Source organism: Spinactinospora alkalitolerans (assembly GCF_013408795.1).
Taxonomy (GTDB): Bacteria; Actinomycetota; Actinomycetes; order Streptosporangiales; family Streptosporangiaceae; genus Spinactinospora; species Spinactinospora alkalitolerans.
This window is the reverse complement of the sequence record NZ_JACCCC010000001.1, coordinates 1,740,399-1,758,162: the sequence shown is the minus strand read 5'-3', so window position 1 is coordinate 1,758,162 and position 17,764 is coordinate 1,740,399. Positions and strand designations below refer to the sequence as shown.

The window sequence follows — 17,764 nt, the reverse complement described above, 5'->3', positions numbered from 1 at the left end:
CGATGTGGACCCGCAGAAAGGCGACGAGGATGTCCACCGATGACGCCCCCACCGACGACGAGCGGTTCGTGACCTCGCTGCGCGGTCCGGATCCGCTGCTGGAACCGCCGCCCGAGGAGGTCGGGGCCGCGGCGCGCACCGCCTACGCCGCGCGGCGCGCCGACGCCCTCGTCGCCGATGTCCACGGCGACTCCGCCGAGGACCCGCCCGCGGGGCTGCGCGCGGCCGCCGGTCCCCTCGACGTCGCCGCCGACCCGCGGCTCCTGGTGTTCCGGGCGGCGGGCGTCGCGGTGAGCCTGGAGATCACCTGCCACGGCGACCTGCGCGACATCGCCGGGCAGATCGCCCCTCCCGGGGCGAGCGCGGTGGAGGTCCGCTGGGCCCGTGGTCACTGCGGCGGGGAGGTCGACGCCGCCGGGGCCTTCGTGGTCCGCGACGTGCCTCGGGGGCCGATCAGCGTCCTGTGCCACCGCCCCGGCGCGACGCCGATCGCCACGCGCTGGATCGCCGTGTGAGCGACCGGGAGCGGGTGGCGGGCCCGCCGAGGGCCGGTCCGGCGGCTCGGACCCACCCGGCTTCTCGGCGACCCCGGTGGAAACCGCCGGCGTTTTTCGGTGATGCCGCCACGCGGACGCGCTCCGCGTGTTATTCGTGAAGACGATGGGCGGCGGACCGTCATCGGCCGATGGCCGTACGTCGCCCCGTGACCGCTCCACCCCGCACGCTCGTCAACGGATGAAGGGCGATGGTGCATGACGGTTCGGCGAACCGAAGACGAGACGGCCCACCAGATCACCCTTGTCGCACGGGACCCCGCACGGGCCCATCTGCACGCGAGACGGCTGCTCGCCCGTTCGTCCGAACCCCGCACCAGATCCATCGCGCTGCGGCTGCTGGGACTGGCCCAGTACGAACTGGGCGCGGTGCGGGCCGCCGACCGGACGCTGGGCGAGGCCTCCGAGGTCGCCGACCGGGCCGGTCTGGCGGACGCGGCGGACCAGGCGCGCGTCTCACGGCTGGGGCTGCTGGCCCGCAGGGGAGGCGGCGGGGCGCTCGGCCCGCTGCTGGACGACGCGGTCCGCCCCGAACGCCCCGCGCAGGCGTTCGCACTGATCAACCGCGGGGTGTCGGCCTGCCAGCTCGGCCGGTTCGAGGCCGCGCTCGCCGACTTCGACGCCGCGATGCACCGGATGGGGCCCGATGCCGACGCCCGGCTGCTGCCCGGGCTGCTGTGCAACCGCGGGCTCGCGCTGATGTACGCCGGGAGGTTCGCGGAGTCGGCCGAGGACCTGTCGCGGGCGCTGGCGCTCACCGAGCAGCACGCCCTGGACCACCTGCGGGGGCTGACCCTGCAGAACCTCGGCTGCCTGGCCGTCGCCGAGGGCGACGTCGCGCGGGCCGTGCTCCGCTTCGACTCGGCCGAGGTACTGCTCCCCGAGCAGCGCAGGACCACGCTGCGGCTGGACCGGGCCGACGCCCTGGTGGCCGCGGGCATGCACAGGGAGGCCGGTGCGCTGCTGCGCTCGCTGCCGCGTTCGGGCGGGGATGCGCGCCCCGACGCCGAGTACGCCACGACCCGCCTGATCCGCGCCAAGCTGCATCTGGGCAGGGGCGACCGGACGGCCGCCGCGGCGCAGGCCGGGGAGGTGCGTGCGGCGTTCGCTCCCGACTCGGTCTGGGCGGAACTGGCGCTGCAGATCGAGTGGTCGGCGCGCTTCGTCACCGGTCGGCGGGAGCGGCCGCGGCCGGTCCCGCCGAGCGTCGGGGCCGCGGGGACCCGCTCCGGCGCCGCCGAAGGCCCCAGTGGCAGCGGGGACGTCGACGCCGCGGACGATCCGGCGCGGCCGGGCCGCTCCGGGGATCCGCTGCGGCTGCCGGAGTGGGCCGCGGACCTCCCGGCCACCGCCGGGACCGCCCGGCTGCTGGCCGACGCCGTGGCGACCGCGCCGCTGGGGCCGCCGACGCTGGCCGCACCGCGGCCCGGGCACGCCCGCGCGCTGCGGGCGCTGGCAGCGGGCGACCGCGCGGCCGTCCGGCGGGAACTGCGGCGCGCCCTGGCCGGATCGGACCGTGCTCCGGCGGCCGCGGGCCACCTGGAAACCGCGGCGCACGCCCGCGCCTCCGTTGCGGAGCTGGCCCGGCTGGGCGCCGAGATGGCGCTGTCCTGCGGCGACGCGACCGAGGCCCTGGAGTGGCTGGAGTGGCCCGAGCGCGCCGGGGAGACCGCCCCCGCGGCGCGCCGGTGCCGCGACGCGGGCTGGCTGCGGCTGCTGGACCGCTACCGCGCCGCGCACGTCCGCGCGGCGGCCGGGGACGAGGCCGCCGGGGCGGAGCTGTACGACCTGGAGACCCGGCTGGGCCTGGCGCAGTGGCACCCCGGCTGCCCGGCTCCCGCGGTCGGCGCGCCCTCGTCCGGCCCGGTGACGCACGGGATCGCGGCCGCACTGGACCGGCGCGCGTTCGTCCGCTACACCCGGCTGCGCGGAGCGCCGGTCGCCATCACGCTGGTGGACGGCCGGGCCAGGGCGCACCCGCTGCCGACCGCCCCCGCGCTCGGCGACGCGATCGACACGCTGCTGCACGCGGCGCGGCGCGACGTGACCGCCCCCGGCACCGGCGCGGGCCCGCTCACGGCCGAGCGCGCCGCCCTGGTCGCGCGGCTGCTGGTGGAGCCGGTCGCCGACGCGGTCGCCGACCGCCCCCTGGTGATCGCCCCGCCCCCGGAGGCCCAGGCGCTGCCGTGGGGCCTGCTGCCCGGTCTGCGCGGGCGTCCGGTCAGCATCGTCGCCTCGGGCCGGGCGTGGCTGCGCTGCCGACGGCGGAGGCTGCCCAGGACCCCCCGCGTGCTGCTCGTCGCCGGGGCCGGGCTCCCCGGAGCCGAGGCGGAGATCGAGGCGTTGCGGCGGGAACGCCCCGGCGCACGGGTGCTCAGCGGGGCGCGGGCGCACGCGTCGGCGCTGGTGCGCGAACTGGGGCGCGCCGATCTCGCCCACGTCACCGCGCACGGCGGCGTCCCCGCGGACGCCCCGATGCGGTCGGGGATCTCGCTGGCCGGCGGCCCCCTGTTCGCCTACGACCTGGAGCGGGTGCCGCGGCCGCCGGCGCTGACCGTGCTGTCCTCCTGCGCCGTGGGGCGGTCGGTGCCCTCCCCCACCGGGGTGCCGCTGGGCCTGGGCGCCGCCCTGCTGGCGTGCGGCGGCGGGACCGTCATCGCCAGCGTGCTGCCGGTGCCCGACATCGGGACCGCGGCGGCGATGGTCCGGCTGCACGCGGCGCTGCGCTCCGGCGCACCGGCGAGCCGGGCGGTCGCCGACCACCTGGCCGGCTCCGGTTTCGTCTGCTTCGGCGCCGGCTGAGGGCGCGGCGCACCGGACCCGCCCGGGAGCACGATCCCGGGCGGGTCGAATACGGTACGGATATGGGTGACACCGATGACGTCGTGCCGGGTCCGCAGCCGTGGGGCGCCGGCGGCGGCGAACCGCGGGTCTTCAGCGTCGCCGAGGCGCACGCGCTGCTGCCGCAGGTCAGGAAGCGGGTCGACGAACTGGTGACGGTGCGGGCCGATCTGGCCGAGCTCGCCGCGGACCTGCGCGCGGTGGGCGAGTCCGCGCTCGGCGGAATGGCCGAGCTCAAGGCGAAGGAGGCGCGGCTGAGCGAGATCCGGGCGTGGTTCGGCGAGAACGGCATCGAGGTCAAGAACCTGGCGCCGGTGCTGATCGACTTCCCGGCGGTGCTCAGCGGCGTCTCGGTCCGGCTGTGCTGGCTGGAGGGCGAATCCGGGCTCGGCTGGTACCACCGCAGCGATCTGGGCTTCATCGGGCGCCGCCCGCTGCCGCCCACCGAGCGGGAGCGCTGATCCGCCCGGCTTTACCGCTTCGGTGAGCGGCGGGCCGCATATCCCGGCGGATGCGGTGGTAGGGGGCCGACATGAGTGAGAACCGTCCCGAGAACCGCGTCGACCCCATCAACGACCAGGCCTCCGACTGGGAGGAGGTCGGCCTGCCCGCGCAGGAGGACAGCACCGAGGACAGTCCGCTGCCGCAGGAGGAACCGGTCGCGATGGACGAGTTCGGGACCACCGGCACCGAGCGGGAGGCCGGGGAGCCCTTGGACACCGCGCTGTCGCGGGAACAGCCCGACGTCGAAGAGCAGTCCCCCGACCCGGTGGACGCGGCCGAGACCGATCCCCGCTCCGAGCGCCTCGTCTCCGAGGACGAGGGGGTGCGCGAGGACCACGAAGGCACGCTCATCGCCGAGGACACGGGGTTCGACCGCGGCGTCTACAGCGCCGAGGAGCAGGCCGTCCGCGAGGAGGACGAGTCGGAGCTGCCGTGAAAGCCGGTTGACCGCCCGGCGGGACGAGGGGATGACGAACGAGCGGTCCCCCGCCACCCCGGTCGGCTCGTGAGCGCCCGTAGAGACGGCCGCCCGCCCGGGGATCCGCAGGACGCGCGGCCGTCTCCGCGGGTCGCTACCAGCCCCGTTCGCGCCACTCGGGCAGCTGCGGGCGCTCGGCGCCCAGCGTGGTGTCCTTGCCGTGGCCGGGGTAGACCCAGGTGTCGTCGGCCATCTCGGCGAAGACCCGCTCCTCCACGTCGGCCAGCAGCGACCGGAAGTCGGCGTCGCTCCCGGTCTTGCCGACGCCGCCGGGGAACAGGCTGTCACCGGTGAACAGATGGGTGCGGCCGCCCGGTTCGTCGTAGCGCAGCGCGATCGAGCCGGGCGTGTGGCCGCGCAGGTGGACGACCTCAAGCGCGCACCCCCCGACCGGGATCGTCGCGCCGTGCCCGACCGGGACGTCCACCGAGACCGGCAGCGCGTCGCTGTCGTCCGGGTGGGCGACGGTGCGGGCGTTCGTGGCGCCGACCACCTCGGCCAGCGCCTGCCAGTGGTCCTGGTGCCGGTGGGTGGTGATCACCTGGGCCAGGCCGGTGTCGCCGATGAGATCCAGAATCCGGTCGGCCTCGTTGGCCGCGTCGATCAGCGTCGCCTCACCGGTGCGGTTGCAGCGCAGCAGGTAGGTGTTGTTGTCCATCGGGCCCACCGCGAGCTTGCTGATGGTCAACTCGGGCAGTTCGCGCACGTCGGCGGGTCCGCCGACCCGCGTATCTCCGGAGTAAGTCACGCCCCCCATTGTGCTGGGTGCGCTCCGTCGGCGCCACGCCCGCCGCCGGAGCGGCGGGCGGCGGGCGCGGGGGTCACAGCGCCCAGCGCGGCGGGCGCTTCTCGAAGAAGGCCGCGCGCCCTTCGGCGGCGTCGTCGCCGCCGAAGAACTCCCGGGACAACTCGCCCATGTCGGCGAACGCGGCCTTGCGCTCCCGGTAGCCGGACTCGTTGAGCAGCGCCTTGGTGCGGTTCAGGGCGCGCGGCGCGCACTGGCGCAGGCCGTCCAGGATCCGCTCGGTGACGGCGCCGACCTCGTCGTCGGGCACCGCGCAGGTGAGCAGGCCGGCCTCTGCCGCGGCGCCGGCGTCGAACGCCTCGCCGGTGAGGAAGTACCGGCTGAGCTGGCGGTCGTGCATCCTGGCCGAGACCGGGACGGAGATGATCGCAGGGACGACGCCGATGCGCACCTCCGTGAACGCGAACGTCGCCGACGCGGGCGCGACGGCGATGTCGGCGGCGGCGACCAGCCCGATGCCGCCCGCGCGGGCCGGGCCGTTGAGCCTGGCGACGACCGGCTTGGGCGCGTCCATGATCGCGGAGAACAGGTCGGGCATGCCGGGCGCGTGGGGGTCGGGATCCTGGCCGGCGCGCTCGGCCGCGATCTCCTTCAGGTCCGCGCCGGCGCAGAACACGGGGCCGGTGCCGGTGAGCACGACGGCGCGGACGGTGTCGTCGGCCACCGCCGCGGCCAGCTCCTGGGCGAGCTCGGTGCGCAGCCGCGCCGAGAGCGCGTTGCGGTTGTGCGGCGAGTCCAGGGTGATGGTGGCGATGCCCCGGTCAACGTCCCCGCGCACCAGCGGCTCGGCGGCTTCCGGCATGGGTGCCCCTTCCATCGTCGTCAGTGGCCTGCACGGCCCCTCTTGGGTGACCTCGAAGATATCGGCCCCGCCTCCGCGCGGTCCGGCCTCCCGCCTCTTTCGGAAGGTCCGGCGAGGACGGCGGTGGGTCCGGGCGGGCGCGTTGAGAACCGTCGCAAGCTCGCCTGGGCACCTGGAACCCGCTGCCTGTCCGCCTGGCCGCCGACGACTGAGGCCGGGCGGGACCGAGGCGGTCTCAGCAGACGGCCGGGCTCGCGCGCAGCAGCGGCACGCGGAGTTCGGCCGGGGTCAGCGAGCCGTGCTGGCCGACGAGCCGCGACTCCACCGGTTCACCGACCGGGGCGACGAGCGCGACGCCGTCGCGCGCCAGCGCCAGGACGTCGCCGATGCGCGGCAGGAACTCATCGGCCACCGCGCCGAACCACCCGGCCGCCACGGCCTCGGCACGGCCGACCACCACCGCCCGCCCGGCCAGCCGCTCCCGCCACGCGGCGAGCACGTCGTCGGCCGCGCCGTCGCGGGCGTGGACCTGGCGGACCCTGGCCTCACCGGCGAGCAGGCGGACGCCCGCGCTCAGCTCCGGGTCGGACTCCACGTCGATCCGGCCGTCGGGGCCGGTGTCGACCATGCCGTGGTCGGCGGTGACGTAGAGCGCGGAGTCGGCCGGCAGCGCGTCGGCGAGCTGCTCGGCGAGCCGGTCCACCAGGCCGAGGTGGTGCCGCCAGTACGGCGAGTCCACCCCGAACATGTGGCCGTAGGTGTCGAGGTCGGAGTGGTAGACGAAGACGTAGCCGCGGTCGGCCGACTCCAGTGCGGCCTCGGCCTTGACGGCCAGCTCGGTGATGTCGTCGGCCGCGACGTAGCGGCTGCCGCGCGCTGAGGCGCGGCTGAACCCGGTGCCCTCGAACCTTCCCTCGGCGATGTAGGCGGTGGTCACACCGGCGGCCTCGGCCCGCTGGTAGACGGTGCGCCGGGGCTGCCAGACCGCGGGGTCGATCTCGGCGTCCCAGCGCAGCGAGTTCATGATCCGGTCGCGGCCGGGGACGGCGACCTGGTAGCCGAGGATGCCGTGGCCGCCGGGCGCGCACCCGGTGCCGAACGAGGTGAGGCTGGTGGCCGTGGTCGTGGGGAAGCCCGCCGTGATGGGCCCGGCCGCGTCGAGCAGTGAGGCCAGGAACGGGGCGCGGCCGCGGTTGGCGCGCAGCGGTTCCCAGCCCATGCCGTCGACGAGGAGCACGCAGGCCCGGCGGGTCGGCGGCAGGCCGAGCGCGTTGGGCTCCCCTTCGACCCCCAGCGAGGCGAGCACCGAGGGCGCGAGATCGGCCAGTGACGCCGCGCCGTAGCGCGGCGTCTCGAAGCCCGCGGTGTCCGTGCTCACTTGACCCCTTCCTCATCGGCTTCTTCGGACCCGCCGGTCCCCGGTCGGCTCCGCCGCCGGGCGGCGCCCCGCTGCGGCGGTGTCACCGGGTGGTGGCCTCCGACAGCGCCTGGGCGAAGTCGACCATGTTGGCGACGGCGTCGGCGCCGTCGGCGGCCTGGCTGACCCGCAGCGTCAGCGGCTCGGCGGTGATCGCCCCGGTGTAGCCGTGGTCCAGGTCGCAGGACTCGTCGGCGCACGCGGCGGGTTCGAGGTCGATGTGGGCGATGGCGCCCCAGTTGACGGCGAGGTTGATGCTCAGCACGACCTCGCTCGGCGGCGTGCCGGGGACGTAGGCCGCGGGGTCGGGGACGACCCTGGTCAGCGCGACGGACTGGATGGTGCCGAGCTTGATGGCGTCGGTGGTGGTGGAGGCGTGCGGGCGCTCTTCGGGGGCGGCCGGCGGGTGCTCGTCGGTGTGGCACACGATCAGCCGGGTCGGGGTGAGCACCAGGACGGTGATGTGCCGCCGCACCTCCATGCCGGGATCGAAGGTCGCCTCGTGGTGGACCACGGAGGCATCGGCGGTCTCCCCGCCGAGGGTCGCGGCCACGGCGTCGGCCACGAGTCCCGGGTAGTACCCGCTGCGCTCGATCTCCAGGCGCCAGTCGGTGGACACAGCACGCGTTTTCCTCATGCTCCCATCCTGCCCTCTCCCGGTGACCGAACGCACCCGCGCCGGCGGTCGGCGCAGCGGCACCACGGGTAACGCACCACGATCCGGGTAGGGGGGCGGCATGGACGCGACAGTGCCTCCCGTACCGACACCGCCGCCGCCCGGACCACCCCTGCCCGATCCGGAGCCGGCCCCGCCCGAGCCCAGCCCCGTCCCGCCCGAGCCTCCGGGCCCGATGCCGCCCGATCCCGAACCGCAGCCCGAACCGGCGTGAGGGCCGGAGAACGGCCGACCGCGGCCGACCGCGGCTGATCGCGGCTAATACGGAACCCGCAGTCGCCGGGGGCCGTAGTCGAGACGGACTTCGGGCGCCTCGCGCAGCCAGACGCGGGCGCCCAGGACGTGGGCGCCGTCGGCGTTGACGATGACCGGGTCCAGGTCGACGTGGGTGACCTCCGGCAGCGCGTCGACCAGGCGCGAGACCCGGATCAGCAGCTCCTCCAGCGCCTCCACGTTGGGCTGGTCGGCCAGTGACGAGGCGCCAGCGGGCAGGCCGAACAGCAGCGGCGAGGAGCGTACCGCTCGGACCAGGTCGGCGGCGTCGGCGTCGGTCAGAGGGGCCAGCCGGTAGGCGCGGTCGTCGAGCAGTTCGGCGGTGACGTCGGCGAGCCCGAAGGCGACCACCGATCCGAACGACGGGTTCTCCCCCGCCCGGATCACCGTCGGCACGCCGGGGACGGCCATCCGCTGCACCACGAGCATGGCGTCGTCGCCGAGCCGGTCGTGCAGCGCGATGTAGGCGCCCCGCACGTCCTCCGGCGAACGCAGGTCGGCGCGGATCCCGCTGCCGCCCGACCGCAGTCGCAGGTCGGGGGCGTTGGCCTTGACGACGACCGGGTAGCCGAGCTCCTCGGCCGCGGCGACCGCGGCGTCGCCCGAGGCCACCGGGATGTCGGTCCAGACCTGCACGCCGTAGCAGTCCAGCAGCCGCCGCGCGACGGCGGCCTCCACCGCGGTCTCCTCGTTGTGCACCGGTTCGCTGGTGAACCAGACCGAGTGCGGGGCGGTGCCGGCGGCCTCGGCGTCGGCGAGGGCGGCGCCGATGAGCCGGCGGGCCGCGGCGCGGTCGATGCCGGCCAGTTCGGGGTGTCGGCCGGGGTCGCGCTCGCGCCACATCGCGTACCGGGTGGCGTGGGCGAGCGCGCGCACCGCGTCCTCGGGCGCGGGGTAGGACGGCACGGACCCGCGCAGCGTCTCGCCGTCCTCGTCGACCTGCCGGAGCTCCTCCGGCAGCCCCTGGTAGCCGAGGTAGGTGGTGACGATCGGCTTGCCGGACGCAGCGGCCTTGGCCCGCATGACCTCGGCCACGTCGCTGGAGATCGGCGTCAGAGCGGGGATGAACACCACGACGACGGAGTGCACCGACTCGTCGGCCAGCGCGGCGCTGAGCGCGGCGTCGAAGTCGGCGGCGGTCGCGGTGGGGCCCAGGTCCACCGGGTCGTGCGGCCGCAGGCCCGAACGCAGGCAGGCGTCCTTGGCCAGCAGGCCGAGGGAGTCGGAGTTGCCGACGATGCCCACGCGCGGCCCCGAGGGCAGCGGCTGGTAGGCGAACAGCTGGGCGACGTCGAACATCTGCGTGATGTCCTCCACCCGCACGACGCCGGCCTGCTGGAACAGCGAGGTCACCGCGTAGTCGGGCAGCGCGAGCGCGTTGGCGGCGTGGCCGGTGGGCACGCCCTGGGAGGAGCCGCCGGTGCGCACGGCGACGACCGGCTTGTGCTGGGCGAGCCTGCGGGCCAGCCGGCTGAACTTGCGCGGGTTGCCCAGCGACTCCAGGTACTGCAGGACGACCTCGGTGCCGGGGTCCTCCTCCCAGTACTGCATGAGGTCGTTGCCCGAGACGTCGGCCCGGTTGCCCGCGGAGACGAAGGTGGACAGGCCCATGCCGCGCTGGGCGACCCGCTGCAGGATCGCGCGGCCCAGCGCACCGGACTGGGAGAAGAAGCCGATCCGGCCGCGCGAGGGGATGTCCGGTGACAGCGTGGCGTTCAGCGAGACCGCGGGGTCGGTGTTGGCGATGCCCAGGCAGTTGGGCCCGATGACGCGCATGCCCGCCGCCCGCGCGGTGCGCACCAGCTCGTCCTGGCGGGCGCGCCCGTCGGGGCCCGCCTCGCCGAAGCCGGAGCTCACCACCACCAGCCCGTACACGCCCTTCTGCGCGCACTGGTCGACGACGTCGGCGACCATGTCGGCGCGCACCGCGACGATGGCGAGGTCGACCGGGTCCGGGATGTCCAGGACGCTGGGGTAGGCGCGGACGCCCGCGACGGCCTTGGCCTCGGGGTGCACCGGGAAGACCGGGCCCTGGAAGTCGCCGGCGATGAGGTTGCGCAGCGAGGTCTGGCCGATGGTGTGCGCGGTCCTGCTGGCGCCGATGACCGCGACGGACTCGGGGAAGAGCAGCCGGGCGATGGAACGGGACTCCGCGCGCTGCTCCCTGGCCCGCATGACGTCCCTGGAGTCCTCGGTGGGCTCCAGGTCGAGGGTGAGCCGGATGACGCCCTCGTCGAAGGTCTGCTGCGCGGTGTACCCGGCCTCGCGGAAGACGTTGATCATGCGCCGGTTCTCCGGCAGCACGTCGGCGATGAACCGCCGCACGCCGCGTTCGCGGGCGGCGGCCCCGATGTGCTCCAGCAGCACCGAGGCGATGCCGCGCCCCTGGTGGGAGTCCTCCACGACGAAGGCCACCTCGGCCTCGTCCCCGCTCACCTTGTCGTAACGCACGACGGCGACCATGGGCTCGCCGATGGTCGCGATGAGGGCCACCCGGTCCTCGTAGTCCACGGTGGTGAACCGTTCGACGTCGCGCCGGGACAGCTTCGGATAGGGCGCGAAGAAGCGGTAGTAGATCGTCTCGGGCGACAACCGGGAGTGGAACTCCTGGAGCAGGTCGCCGTCCTCGGGAGTGATGGGCCGAAGATGCGCGGTGCCGCCGTCGGTGAGGACCACGTCGGCTTCCCAGTGTTTCGGGTAAGGCTGCACGGTTTTGAGGGTAAACGAGTTTGCCGCCGCCGTGCGGGAGCGAAGGGCCCGGATCGCCGCTCGGCCCCGCTCGGGCGGCCGGGCCCGAGTCGGCGGTGACATGGTTCTTCTGCCACTTCGTTACCCATGGCAACCCAGGAACCTGTTAACGTCAGGGGCACGCTTTTGACGGGTCGTCGCGCGAAAACGGTCGGCGAGGTGGTGACGGTATGACGCGAGTGGTCGTGATCGGTGATCTCATGACCGATGCGGTTGCGCGGGCTTTCCATCCATTGGCGCGCGGCAGCGACACCCCCGCGTCGGTGATCACCTACGGCGGCGGCTCCGGCGCCAACGTGGCGGCGTGGCTGGCCCTGGAGGGCGCCGAGACCGCACTTGTCGGCCGGCGCGGTTCCGACATCACGGGGCGCACCCGCGAGATGGAGCTGATGGGCTACGGCATCGACGCCCGCATGGTCATGGACCCGGAGCGCCCCACCGGCACCTGCGTGGTCATGATCACGCACCGGGGCGACCGCACGATGCTCAGCGACCCCGGCGCCAACGCCGCGCTGCAGCCCGAGGACCTGCCCCGCGACGTGTTCGGGCCCGACGGGCACCTGCACCTGTCGGGGTACACGCTGCTCAGCGAGGGCTCGCGCCGCGCCGCCCGGGTGGCGCTGCGCATGGCGCGCGAGTCGGGCATGTCGATCTCGGTCGACGGCGGTTCCCACGCCCCGCTGGAGCGCGCCGGCGCCGAGCACTTCCTCGACTGGACCAACGGCGCGCGGCTGCTGTTCGCCAACAACGACCAGGCGACCGTGCTGACCGGCCGCGAGGAGGCCGAGGCCGCCGCCAAGGTGCTGACGGCCTGGTACCCCAACGTCGTGATCAAACTGGGTGACGCCGGTGCGCTGTGGGCCTCCAAGACCCGGGACGACATCGTCGTGGTCCCCGCCGAGCCGGTGGAGCCCTCCCCGGGGTCGATCGGCGCGGGTGACGCGTTCATCGCCGGCTTCCTCCCGCCCTGGCTCATGGGCAAGCACCCCAAGGACGCCCTGGCCGGCGCCCAGCGCCTGGCCGCCCGCGCCCTGCACCAGCCCGGCGCCCGCCCCGACCTGGGCTGAGGCTGCGAGCACCGGGGATTCGCCGCCTTAACCATTGGGGTGCGAAACCCCGGCCATAGGGGTTCGCGGTGAACGGGCGGCCCGCCGTGCGACCGCAGGCCCATATGCGGGATGCCCGGCTCCGCGCGAAGCGCACCGGATGTCCTGCGGTCTGGACCGAACCCCCCGGTGTCGGTCCCAACCGGAGGCCGCGGGTCTGCTTCGCGCACGGGTGCGCAGTTCACCTCAACGGGCCTTCGGCCACACGAGAGAACGCACCCGCACGGACCCCCTCCTGGGGCGGGCCTTGCAGACCCCTTGCGGCCAAGGCCTCCTTACCCCAGAGGCGGGCTTCGGAACCCTAGCTCCGCGCGGCCAGGGTCAGCGGGAGCACGGCCTCGGCCCCGGCCTCGCGCAGCCGCCTGGCCGCCACGGTGAGGGTCCAGCCGGTGTCGGTGTGGTCGTCGACCAGCAGCACCGGGCCGTCGATGCGCGCGAGGGCCGCGCCGACCCGGTCGGGCACGGTGAGGGCGTGCCACACCGACGCGAGGCGCTGGGCGCTGTTGTGGCGACGCGGGCCGGCGCCCTGCGGACGGGTGTACTCCAGGAGGCCGACGGGCTCCAGGCGGCCCGTCCTCGCCAGCCGCTCGGCCAGATCGGTGATCATCCGCGGCCGGGTCGCCGAGGGCATCGCCACCACGCCGACCGGGCGCTCCCGCCACGGCCACGCCGCCAGCACCGTGATCAGACCCTGGAAGACCTGATCGCTCACCGGCTCGTCGGGCGCGTCCTCGGCCAGGATGCGGCGCAGCGTGTTGCCCCAGCCGATGTCGGTGAGGCGGGCCAGCGCCCGGCCCTCCTCCGCGCGGTGTTCGGGCCGGATGGTGCCCGCGGCGTCGATGTCGAGCGCGGCCATACCGGTGGGCCACTGCCTGCGCGGCGCGATCGCGGTGCCGGGGCGGCTGAGGTGGCCGGCCGCGGCCTCCCGCTGCTCGGGGTCGATCTCGACCGGCCACGCGCGCCCGGTACAGGCGTCGCAGCGGCCGCAGGGGCGCGCCCCCGCGTCGTCGAGCTGGCGGCGCAGGAACTCCATCCGGCAGCCGTCGGTGGCGATGTAGTCGAGCATCGCCTGCTGCTCGGCCTTCCGGGCCGCGGCCACCGCGGCGTAGCGTTCGGCGTCGTAGGCCCACGGGGCGCCGGTGGCGGTCCAGCCGCCGCGCACCCTGCGCACGGCGCCGTCGACGTCGAGCACCTTGAGCATCTGCTCCAGCCTGCCGCGCGCCAGGTCCACCTGGGCCTCCAGGCGCTGGGTCGACACCGGGCCGCCGGCCTGGGCGAGCGCGTCGAGGGTGCGGCGCACGGTCTCCTCCGGGGGGAAGGCCAGGCCGGCGAAGTAGGCCCAGATGTCGCGGTCCTCGCGGCCCGGCAGCAGGATCACCTCGGCCCGGTCCACGCCCCGGCCGGCCCGGCCGACCTGCTGGTAGTAGGAGATCGGCGACTGCGGCGCGCCCAGGTGGACGACGAAACCCAGATCGGACTTGTCGAAGCCCATCCCGAGCGCGCTCGTGGCGACCAGCGCCTTGACCCGGTTGCCCAGCAGGTCGTCCTCTGCCCGCTGCCGCTCCTCCTGATCGGTCTGGCCGCTGTAGGAGCGCACGGCGTGGCCCCGCTCGGCGAGGAACGCCGCGGTCTCGGTGGCGGCGGCGACGGTGAGGGTGTAGACGATGCCCGATCCGGGCAGCTCGTCGAGGTGCTGGGCCAGCCAGCTCAGTCGGGCGGTGCTGTCGGGCAGGTCCACCACCGCCAGGTGCAGGCTCTCGCGGTCGAGCCCGCCGCGCAGCACCAGCGTGCCGGCGTCGTCGCCGACCTCGAGTTGCTCGGCGACGTCGCGGGTGACCCGTTCGTTGGCCGTGGCCGTGGTGGCCAGCACGGGGATACCGGACGGGAGTTCGCGCAGCAGGGTGCGGATGCGGCGGTAGTCCGGCCGGAAGTCGTGGCCCCAGTCGGAGACGCAGTGCGCCTCGTCGATCACCACCAGGCCGGCCCCCGCGGCGAGCTCGGGCAGCACCCGGTCGCGGAAGTCGGGGTTGTTCAGCCGCTCGGGGCTGACCAGGAGCACGTCGACCGCTCCGGCCTCGATCTCGGCGTAGGTCCGCGCCCAGGCATCGATGTTGGCGCTGTTGATGGTGTGGGCCCGGATGCCGGCGCGCTCGGCCGCGGCGATCTGGTTGCGCATCAGGGCCAGCAGCGGCGAGATGATGACGGTGGGCCCCGCGCCCTCGGCGCGGCGCAGCGCGGTGGCGACGAAGTACACCGCGGACTTGCCCCAGCCGGTGCGCTGCACCACGAGTGCCCGGCGCCGCTCGGCGGCCAGCGCGTGGATGGCCGCCCATTGGTCCTCCCGCAGCCGCGCCGCGTCGCCGGCGAGCGCGCGCAGATGGCGTTCGGCCGCCTCGCGCATGGCGGAGTCGCTGCCGACGGTGGTCCCGGGTGCCGCGGAGGTAACCATGTCCCCTTGCTATCAGAGCCGGGGGACCTTCCGCGGCGCCGTCCACAGCCCCGGATTCCACACCTCCCTCACCCTGTGCAACATCTGCGTAACGGAACGAGCTCCCAGTGTTGACCCGGATGAGGTGATCTGGCTCTCTTTATCTGACTCCCGTCATATGGGAGCGCTCCCGATCACCCTGGGGATGACCGCACCTCTATCCCTCCCGACTTCGACGAGGTTGCCATGTCCCAATCCGTCCAGAGCCGATGGCGGCGCGCCGGAACCCCCCTCGCCGCCGTCGCGCTGCTCGCCGCGGCGTTTCTGACCGCACAGGCCTCCCCGGCCTCGGCCGACCAGATCGAGGTCGGCGCCGGAAGCTACGGCACCGAACCGCCGCCCGGCGGCTCCGGCCCGAGCGACCTCAACGGCCAACCGGTCTCGCCCAAGGTCACCGACGACTTCGACCAGCCGGTCGCGACCAACGACTGGTGGTCGTCGCTGATCTTCCAGCGCTACCCCGGCAATCCCTACGGGGAGAACCTCCACGCCCATCCCCTGTCGCTGCACGCCCGGTCCGGCGGGATGGAGATCGGCCACGCCCGCGAGCACGCGATCGTCGGCGACGGCATGAAGTACGAGTTCACCCACTCCCCCGACCTCGTCCTCGGCGTCCAGGGGCTCCAGGCCCCCGGCGCCAGGGTCGCCGGCTACACCGACTGGACCGTGACCGCCGACCTGTCGGACGGCTCGCGGACCCTGCGCACCACCATCGGCCACGGCCTGCCGTTCGCCTACGCCGAGCTGTCCGGCGGTCCGGCCGAGGTCGCCTTCACCGCGCCCCCGTCCGTCTGGCACGAGGACGGCTCCGTGCTCGGCGCCACCGTCAACGGTGGGCACTACGCCCTCTTCGCCCCGTCCGGGGTCGCCTGGACGCGATCGGGCGACACCTTCCGCGCCGACGTCGGTTCGCGCGGCTACGTCTCGGTCGCGGTCCTGCCCGACCCCGGCGACCTGGACCTCTTCGAGGACTACGCCTACTCCTTCGTCACCGGCACCACCCTCGACTACGGCTACGACGCCGAGTCGGCCACGCTGACCAGCCGCTACGAGGTGACCACCGAGGCCAAGGAGGGCTCGGCCGAGGGCACGCTCATGGCGCTCTACCCCCACCAGTGGAAGGAGACCACCACCCCGCTGACCGACCTCGCCTACGCCTCCCCGCGCGGGGAGATGCGGGTCGCCGAAGGCACCGGGTTCGAGACCGAGCTCACCACTCAGGGCATCATGCCCAGCCTGCCGACCGTGGACAGCGCCGACCACGACCGGATCCGCGCGCTGATCGACGAGGAGCTCGACGCCGAGGACCCGTGGAAGGGGGCCACCGACACCTACTGGACCGGCAAGGCCCTGGGACGCCTGGCCCAGCTCGTGCCGATCGCCGACTCCATCGGCTACGACGAGGGCAGGGACGAGCTCCTCGGCCTGCTCAAGGCCAGGATGGAGGACTGGCTGACCGCCTCGGGCGACGGCGACGACGCCATGTTCGCCTACGACGCCGAGTGGGACACCCTGATCGGCCACCCCTCCAGCTTCGGCGCCGACCAGGAGCTCAACGACCACGACTTCCACTACGGCTACTTCGTCACGGCCGCGGCCACGATCGCCCGCTACGACCGCGCCTGGGCGAGCGACGACCAATGGGGCGGCATGGTCAAGACGGTGCTCAAGGACGCCAACAACCCCGACCGCTCCGATGACCGGTTCCCGTGGCTGCGCTCCTTCTCGCCCTACGCCGGCCACGGCTGGGCCTCCGGGCACGCCGGTTTCGCCGCGGGCAACAACCAGGAATCCTCGTCGGAGGCCATGCACTTCGCCGCCTCCACCGCGCTGTTCGGCGCGCTGACCGGCGACGAGGAGCTGCGCGACCTGGGCGTCTACATGCACACGACCCAGGCCTCGGCGATGAGCCGGTACTGGCAGGACTCCGACGGCGACACCTTCCCCTCCGACTTCGGCCACGACGTGGTGGGCATGGTCTGGGGCGACGGCGGCGACTACCGCATCTGGTGGGACGGCGGCGACGAGGAGCACTACGGCATCAACTACCTGCCCATCACCGCGGGCTCGCTCTACCTCGGCCACGGCCCCGAGCACGCCGCGCGGATGCACCGGTCCCTGGTGGACCGGCTGGGCCGCGCCCCGGAGGTCTGGCGGGACGTGCACTGGGCGCACCTGGCGCTGTCCGACGGCGACGCGGCGCTGCGGGAGTTCGAGGCGCAGTGGCGCGACTACGAGCCGGAGTCCGGCTCCTCCAAGGCCCACACCTACCAGTGGGTCTCCACGCTCGCCGAACTGGGCCGCGTGGACACCTCCGTCACCGCCGACACCGCCCACTACGCCGTGTTCGACAACGGGGACACGCGCACCCACGCGGCGTTCAATCCCGGCGCGGCGCCCCTCACCGTGGACTTCTCCGACGGGGCCACGCTGACGGTGCCGCCGGGGCAGGTGGCGACCGAGGCCGGCGGCAGCGGCGACCCCGATGCCCCGGACGACCCCGGGGAGCCGGACGACCCCGGGGAGCCGGGCGGCATCGGCGACGGGACGCTGCACCTCACCGACGGCGGCGCCCTGTCGCCGGAGCCCGGTGCGTCCGCGGCGGCGGTCGCCGTCCCGTCAGCGGACGGCGCCAACCACGACGGCGCGCCCAATGATCCGGTCGTCTTCGAGGCCGACGGCCTCACCGGGGACTTCACCGGCGAGGGCACCGGGTTCGCCCTGGCGGTGGACTCCGGCGGCGCGGTGGGCAACGCCGTGCAGGTCCGGGTCTCCTACGACCTGGAGGGCGACGGGACCTTCGACCGGGTCGAGACCTACGCCTACTTCGCGACCGACGACCTGCCGGGCTGGGAGACCTACCGCCATTCCCAGGGCCTTGAGTCGGCCGACGGCGAACTCGGCGACCTCGACGGCGGGACCGTGCGGGTCGAGCTGTGGAGCGCCCTGGGGCACCAGGAGTCGCAGGTCCGGGTGAACGCCCCCGACGGCGGGCAATCGGTGCTCACCGTGCCGTTCACCGGCTAGGACGGCACCCTTCCGTGCGGGCCGCCCGGGTGCCCGCGCGGGAGG

12 protein-coding genes are annotated in these 17,764 nt (G+C 74.5%); 6 read left to right on the top strand and 6 right to left on the bottom strand.

Features of this window, described 5'->3' with window-relative positions; translation table 11 throughout:
- Positions 1 to 29 precede the first annotated feature (29 nt).
- The 4 genes from HDA32_RS07800 (at position 30) to HDA32_RS07785 (ending at position 4,335) form a co-directional block, all read left to right on the top strand.
- A complete protein-coding gene (locus HDA32_RS07800; protein WP_179642561.1) occupies positions 30 to 515 on the top strand; it encodes a hypothetical protein in 486 nt (161 codons plus the stop codon).
- Between the two features lie 237 nt (positions 516 to 752).
- The gene (locus HDA32_RS07795) at positions 753 to 3,356 is read left to right on the top strand and encodes a CHAT domain-containing protein (RefSeq protein WP_179642560.1); all 2,604 of its coding nucleotides are present in this window, start codon (positions 753 to 755) and stop codon (positions 3,354 to 3,356) included.
- Between the two features lie 62 nt (positions 3,357 to 3,418).
- Positions 3,419 to 3,856, top strand: a complete 438-nt coding sequence (locus tag HDA32_RS07790) for a DUF2203 domain-containing protein (RefSeq protein ID WP_179642559.1) — start codon at positions 3,419 to 3,421, stop codon at positions 3,854 to 3,856.
- A gap of 71 nt (positions 3,857 to 3,927) precedes the next feature.
- Complete coding sequence (locus tag HDA32_RS07785; protein ID WP_179642558.1) at positions 3,928 to 4,335, top strand: DUF5709 domain-containing protein; 408 nt, start codon at positions 3,928 to 3,930, stop codon at positions 4,333 to 4,335.
- A gap of 136 nt (positions 4,336 to 4,471) precedes the next feature.
- Here HDA32_RS07785 and HDA32_RS07780 read toward each other — a convergent pair whose 3' ends face one another.
- From HDA32_RS07780 to HDA32_RS07760, 5 genes are all read right to left on the bottom strand, one after another.
- Complete coding sequence (locus tag HDA32_RS07780; protein WP_179642557.1) at positions 4,472 to 5,125, bottom strand: MBL fold metallo-hydrolase; 654 nt, start codon at positions 5,123 to 5,125, stop codon at positions 4,472 to 4,474.
- Positions 5,126 to 5,198: 73 nt separating this feature from the next.
- Positions 5,199 to 5,984, bottom strand: coding sequence for an enoyl-CoA hydratase-related protein (locus tag HDA32_RS07775; protein ID WP_179642556.1), 786 nt, complete (start codon positions 5,982 to 5,984; stop codon positions 5,199 to 5,201).
- Positions 5,985 to 6,219: 235 nt separating this feature from the next.
- Positions 6,220 to 7,362, bottom strand: coding sequence for an alkaline phosphatase family protein (locus HDA32_RS07770; protein WP_179642555.1), 1,143 nt, complete (start codon positions 7,360 to 7,362; stop codon positions 6,220 to 6,222).
- A gap of 82 nt (positions 7,363 to 7,444) precedes the next feature.
- Positions 7,445 to 8,038: a DUF5998 family protein gene (locus HDA32_RS07765; RefSeq protein ID WP_218882370.1), complete on the bottom strand. Its 594-nt coding sequence runs from the start codon at positions 8,036 to 8,038 to the stop codon at positions 7,445 to 7,447.
- 297 nt (positions 8,039 to 8,335) lie between these two features.
- Positions 8,336 to 11,059: a bifunctional acetate--CoA ligase family protein/GNAT family N-acetyltransferase gene (locus HDA32_RS07760; protein ID WP_179642554.1), complete on the bottom strand. Its 2,724-nt coding sequence runs from the start codon at positions 11,057 to 11,059 to the stop codon at positions 8,336 to 8,338.
- Positions 11,060 to 11,277: 218 nt separating this feature from the next.
- Between HDA32_RS07760 and HDA32_RS07755 the strand changes: the two genes are divergently transcribed.
- Complete coding sequence (locus tag HDA32_RS07755; protein ID WP_179646536.1) at positions 11,278 to 12,165, top strand: carbohydrate kinase family protein; 888 nt, start codon at positions 11,278 to 11,280, stop codon at positions 12,163 to 12,165.
- Between the two features lie 340 nt (positions 12,166 to 12,505).
- Here the strand turns inward: HDA32_RS07755 and HDA32_RS07750 are convergent, their stop codons facing one another.
- Positions 12,506 to 14,653 carry a RecQ family ATP-dependent DNA helicase gene (locus HDA32_RS07750; RefSeq protein ID WP_179642553.1) on the bottom strand — a complete coding sequence of 716 codons (2,148 nt, stop codon included), beginning with the start codon at positions 14,651 to 14,653 and terminating at the stop codon, positions 12,506 to 12,508.
- Positions 14,654 to 14,878: 225 nt separating this feature from the next.
- Between HDA32_RS07750 and HDA32_RS07745 the strand changes: the two genes are divergently transcribed.
- On the top strand, positions 14,879 to 17,719 hold the full coding sequence (locus HDA32_RS07745) for a glycosyl hydrolase (protein ID WP_179642552.1): 2,841 nt from the start codon (positions 14,879 to 14,881) through the stop codon (positions 17,717 to 17,719).
- Positions 17,720 to 17,764: the final 45 nt, after the last annotated feature.